This is a genomic window from Idiomarina sp. UBA4206 (assembly GCF_002383015.1).
Lineage (GTDB): Bacteria > Pseudomonadota > Gammaproteobacteria > Enterobacterales > Alteromonadaceae > Idiomarina > Idiomarina abyssalis.
This window is the reverse complement of the sequence record NZ_DFTS01000051.1, coordinates 8,572-8,972: the sequence shown is the minus strand read 5'-3', so window position 1 is coordinate 8,972 and position 401 is coordinate 8,572. Positions and strand designations below refer to the sequence as shown.

The following is a 401-nucleotide window of genomic DNA, read 5'->3' as shown; positions in this document are numbered from 1 at the left end:
TCCGGTCGACTGGTTACCAACAGCCGCTATGTACGGTGGTTATTGGTTAGGCTTTGTTGACGATCCGCATGACGTCTACATGAAAGTTGTACCAACAACTGACCTGAACACAACCTTTGCTCTGAGTATCAGCGTATTTGCGCTCATTATTATCTACTCAATTAAGTACAAAGGTGTGAAAGGCTTTGCCAAAGAAATGACATTAACCCCGTTTAACCACTGGGCGTTAATGCCGGTAAACTTTGTGCTTGAAAGTATCACGTTACTGGCAAAACCAGCGTCACTGGCACTGCGTTTGTTCGGTAACCTGTATGCGGGTGAATTGATATTTATTCTGATTGCAATGATTGGATTATTCCAGCTACCAGCGCACTTTGCCTGGGCTGTGTTCCATATTCTGG

Annotated in this window: 1 protein-coding gene; it reads left to right on the top strand. The window is 44.6% G+C overall.

What is annotated here, in order from left to right; genetic code table 11:
• Positions 1-401 (top strand): F0F1 ATP synthase subunit A (locus B3180_RS10945; RefSeq protein WP_286844491.1); only part of this gene is annotated, 401 nt, incomplete at both ends.